Source organism: Bacillaceae bacterium S4-13-56, assembly GCA_040191315.1.
Classification (GTDB): Bacteria; Bacillota; Bacilli; order Bacillales; family JAWJLM01; genus JAWJLM01.
This window is the reverse complement of record JAWJLM010000135.1, coordinates 1-4,549: the sequence shown is the minus strand read 5'-3', so window position 1 is coordinate 4,549 and position 4,549 is coordinate 1. Positions and strand designations below refer to the sequence as shown.

At 38.7% G+C, this 4,549-nt stretch carries 4 protein-coding genes; 2 read left to right on the top strand and 2 right to left on the bottom strand.

The window, feature by feature from the left end; all coding sequences use genetic code 11:
* Nucleotides 1–159 precede the first annotated feature (159 nt).
* Entirely contained in the window at nt 160–867 is a 708-nt protein-coding gene (locus RZN25_18085) for a nucleotidyltransferase domain-containing protein (GenBank protein ID MEQ6378716.1), read from the bottom strand.
* Between the two features lie 861 nt (nt 868–1,728).
* Here RZN25_18085 and RZN25_18080 point away from each other — a divergent pair.
* Nucleotides 1,729–2,193, top strand: coding sequence for a UPF0158 family protein (locus tag RZN25_18080; GenBank protein ID MEQ6378715.1), 465 nt, complete (start codon nt 1,729–1,731; stop codon nt 2,191–2,193).
* A 406-nt stretch (nt 2,194–2,599) separates the two neighbouring features.
* Here the strand turns inward: RZN25_18080 and RZN25_18075 are convergent, their stop codons facing one another.
* Entirely contained in the window at nt 2,600–3,943 is a 1,344-nt protein-coding gene (locus tag RZN25_18075; GenBank protein ID MEQ6378714.1) for an MFS transporter, read from the bottom strand.
* 428 nt (nt 3,944–4,371) lie between these two features.
* Between RZN25_18075 and RZN25_18070 the strand changes: the two genes are divergently transcribed.
* Nucleotides 4,372–4,530, top strand: a complete 159-nt coding sequence (locus RZN25_18070) for a hypothetical protein (protein ID MEQ6378713.1) — start codon at nt 4,372–4,374, stop codon at nt 4,528–4,530.
* Nucleotides 4,531–4,549: the final 19 nt, after the last annotated feature.

The following is a 4,549-nucleotide window of genomic DNA, read 5'->3' as shown; positions in this document are numbered from 1 at the left end:
TCCCCAGAGCCATCGCGTAGCGATTTCGTTCTTCTTATCAACACGCTTGAAAATATTGGGAGGTTGATATAACGCACTTTCTGAAGTGCATTTCCATTATATGTATGTTGGCGAGAACCGTCCCCACCAACACGCCCCCACCAACACCCTACCAACACACTAAAATAGTGGTTGGTTATATCCGTTGAACAGCCTTCCGCCGTGGGGTTTTAATGTTTCATCTACGAATGTGATAATTGGTTCTTTTTTGCGGTCTGCATAAAAAGATTCAAATGACTGTATGAAGTCTTCTGCAAGCTGGGGGTCGAAATTTTTTAATGAACGAACCAGCCATTTCCCTTCACCTGTCCATTGTCTATTCGTGCGAAGGATAAACTCATGGATTTTTATAGCGAGTAGATTCACTACAAATATAGACTCTGTAGGATTCTCTGAGCCAATAAAATCATAAAGAAGATCTGTGATGGTATAACGAGCTAGATTGATTTGGTTTTGATTCCATTCTGGTGGCCCTTCTTCCAAGCGTCCTTGGGCATCCTCCTTTAGCTCCTCTGCTTCGACCCCACCCTTAAGTATTATCCCATTGGCACATATTCTCAAAAGTAAGGGGTTCCCTGACCTAGAATCGCTTTCTAAAAAAACATGAATCATATGAGGATTATAAACAAAGGTTTCTATCGACCACCCAAACTCAACAAAACATCTTTGGGAAGTCATTGGCTCATCTTCAGTTAGAATGACAAGATCCAAATCCGAGTGCTCTGTTTCAGCCTCCAGAGAAATACTGCCACCTAAGAAAGCCGTGCTGCAATTGGGAAAATAGGAATCAATAAATTTTTTTGCAGCAAATAAGGCTCTTTCGTTCATCAAAAGCACCTCCATTTTGTTCTTTTTCATTTTATGTAAGAATAAAAAAATTGTTATTAAGATTGGTAGATGAACGCCTTAGAGGGTAGTAAGTGGGGAGGGGTTAATTCCATTCTCCATAAGAAATTATACTTTGTTTTCTGTTATTATTAGAGATGGAATTACAGACTCAGAATGGGTGAAAAGATGGACGAAAAGGAAGAAAATTAACACTCCAAAATATAAAATATAATCGAGCTCATCGTTTAAAAGTTGGAAATAAATGGATTAAATACCATGAGGGGAAAAATGTAGTGGAAGGGCTATTGCAAACATTTTGCTGTGGACAAGTTATGTGTAATAGCTAAATTAGGAATCCTAGGTTATACTTTTTCTGAAAAGGAACAGATGAAGAAGGATTTGCAATAATGAAGGATGTTAAGGAAAACCGAAAAAAGACAAGCTCCTTTCAAAAGCACTAGAGCAATCTGAATATATGAATGAAAATTTCTTTTATATTGCAGGTACAACAGAGGGAGGGATACCCTTTGGGATAACTTGGGAAGAATATAAAGTGAAACTTTAATTATTGGCCGTTCCCCATTGATTGTTAGCACCCATGGCATGATCTAAAGGCTCTTGAACCAATCGGACAAGAACGGGCTTTCACTTGACAGACGAACAGGCCAAAAAAGGGTACAGAATAAGCCTTGAACCAATCGGATAAGAATGGGATGTCACTTTAGACTTGAGTTGGGGGTTTTACTCCCATGAAAATAAAATATTAAAATTTTCATCCTTGTTGATGAAGCTTGCTTCATGTTCAGTTGCCCGTTCATGCGGGATAAAGAGGATCAACTAGAATTTGAGGAGGTAATAAAAGTGTCCGCAAAAGTAAAACTCTCAGTGTTAATTGATGAAATAGAAAATGATTTTGATGAATATCAATCTTTTGTTAACCTGGAGACAGGGGGAGTGGTTATGGTTTCGGATTGGAGTTTAAGCAAAGCTGAGGATGAAGAGCCCCCAGAAGATATGGATTCTTTAGATGAAGAATTGAGGATTGCTTATGATATTGTGGACTCCGTTGATAAATATATTTCGCTACCAGACAGGTTTGAAATTAATGAGTATCAAATGATGGAGGATTTTTGCTTTAGCCTAGAAGATCGGAAGCAAAAGGATATCTTGTTAAGAGCAATCAATGGAAAAGGTGCTTTTCGAAGATTTAAAGACCGTGCCTTTGAATTGGGCGTTATTGAGGATTGGTATGAGTACAAACGCAGCTGTTATCGAAAAATCGCTATCGATTTTTGCAAAGATCATGGGTTGGAGTACGTTGAATAAAGGTTGAAATGGGCCTTTGGGGACAGGAACCTTGAACCATCCAAACCAATGACGGAGTTAGATGTGATGAACCAGTCCCCAAAGGCCAAGTTTTCAATTTTGTGAGACGGTGTGACAATTGAAATGAGGTTTAATAAAACTCAGCACATCGCTCGGATTATAAGAAATCTAAGGATTTTTATCCCCCAAGGAGGGTAGTCATACCCCCATCTCAAAATTTAAGTAAAACGAGAAGATTGGGTGGGGATAAACTGGCTGTATATGTCCGGTTGGTTCAAGGCCTTTAGGTCATACCCCGTACTAACAATCAGTAGGGACGACCTCTGATCAAAGTTTCACTTTTATATTCTTTAAGTAAATTAGCTAAGTGAGAAATTGCTTCTACTTATTTTTTAAATGGATCCTGTCAGCCTGTGGAAGTAGCATTCTTTTTATTAGGCATCCTTATCGACAATAAGAGAACTCCTACCCCTACAATTGCCCCAACTACGCCGATCATATGAAAGTGATTCGTTGTGACTTCTTTTCCAAAAAGAATCCCTAATAAACTAGAGGATAAAATAGTTCCCATATAGCGAGAAGTCATGAATAGTCCGGATGCTGTTCCTGTTTCTTCTGGAGTCACAAAACTGTACAATGCTGTTTGAATCCCTATATTATTAAACCCATTGCTCACTCCAAGTACAGAAAGGGCAAAGAAAATCCAGCCGTAGCTTGATTCAAGGTTGATTGTAAGTAACAACAAAGCTCCTAAAATAACACTCACGGAACCTACTAATAAAATTGGTTTAGATCCATTAGTGTCAATCCATTTTCCCGCAAGTGGGGCAATAATTACTCCAAAAGAGGCTACAGCCAACATTAAAACCCCAGTAATATTCGATTCAAGATGCATCCCATCCTGCAAGTAGGTCGGGACTCCGAAAAAGACAGAGTAAAAGATAATGTTGATTAAAATAGACTGCAAATAAACGAACGTGACGTTCATATTTTTCTTTAAAGCCAAGACATCCACGAACGGATCTTTATTTTTTGATTCAAAAAAATAAAATACCACCGTTAACAAAATACTCAGTACTAATTTCCACCAGCTAAAGGTGGTTTCAAGTCCTAGTAAAAACAACAACCAACTAACAATCATTCCCGTAAACAGAAAAATTCCTATATAGTCTAGCTTGACATGTTTTTTCTCGCGAACCGGATCTTTAGGGAGAACCTTAATCGCCAGTAGAAAGGATACAATGATAAACGGAAAATTAATTAAAAAGATAGCTGGCCAATCTCCAAAATGTATTAAAAATCCTCCAATTGATGGTCCGAAAGCCGCAGAAACAGATGAAAAGATGGAAAGTGTTCCTAATGCTTTTGCTTGGTTTTCGGTAATCACATGGCGAATGATTCCCATCCCAGCAGGAAACAGCGTAGAACTCCCAATTGATTGAATGATTCGAAAGCCAATTAACCAACCATACCCTGGAGAAAAAGGAGCAAGAATAGATGCAATAACAATTAATATTAGTCCAATCATGAACATGCGTTTTCTCCCAAAAAGGTCACTCAGTTTTCCCATTACTGGTTGGCCCACAGCACTCGCTAAATAATATGTAGAAATAAGCCAAGATGCATCAGAATAAGATAGTTGAAAATCTTGCTGAATTCTTGAAAGCCCCACAGCAATCATGGATGAATTTAAAGGATTTAACAGGATCCCCAACGCCACTGTGGTAATTAACAACATATGTTTTTTCAAAGCTGAACAACTCCAATCCTATGTCCCCTTCCCTCTTCACAAATACAAGGAGGTACTTTCTCTAAGATTACCTTTTTACTTTACTACCAATTCTTCATTTTGACAAAACTTTATCCCATATGAACGGGGAGCGGGCAGCCAACCATGAAGCAAGCTGCACCAACAAGGATGAAAAATTTAATCTTTCATTTTCATGGAGGTAATACCCCTCACCTCAAGTCTTAAGGTAAACGAAAAGAGCAGATGGGGGGTAAACTGTCCGTAATTGCACCAAAGGTCCTTTTGGTCAAGCCCTTTGGTGCTAACAATCCGTGGGGTGATGAAAAGTTTTACTTTATGTGTCAGCACGTATTCCACCAGTTCCGTAGCAAAATAAAAATGCCGTCCGTATATTACATAATGAAGGGGAAAAATAGGAGGTTTTCAATATGAGAGACCAATACTACGGACTATGGGATAATCTGATTTATGATGGCGAGGAGAAGGATGGGAAATGGCACGGTTGGGGGATTGAGTATCATCAGAATGCAGGAGATATGGATCATCCTCCAATTTTGTATGAGGGAGAGCATTCATTTTCGCGTTAATAGAGCCCTTCTATTCACT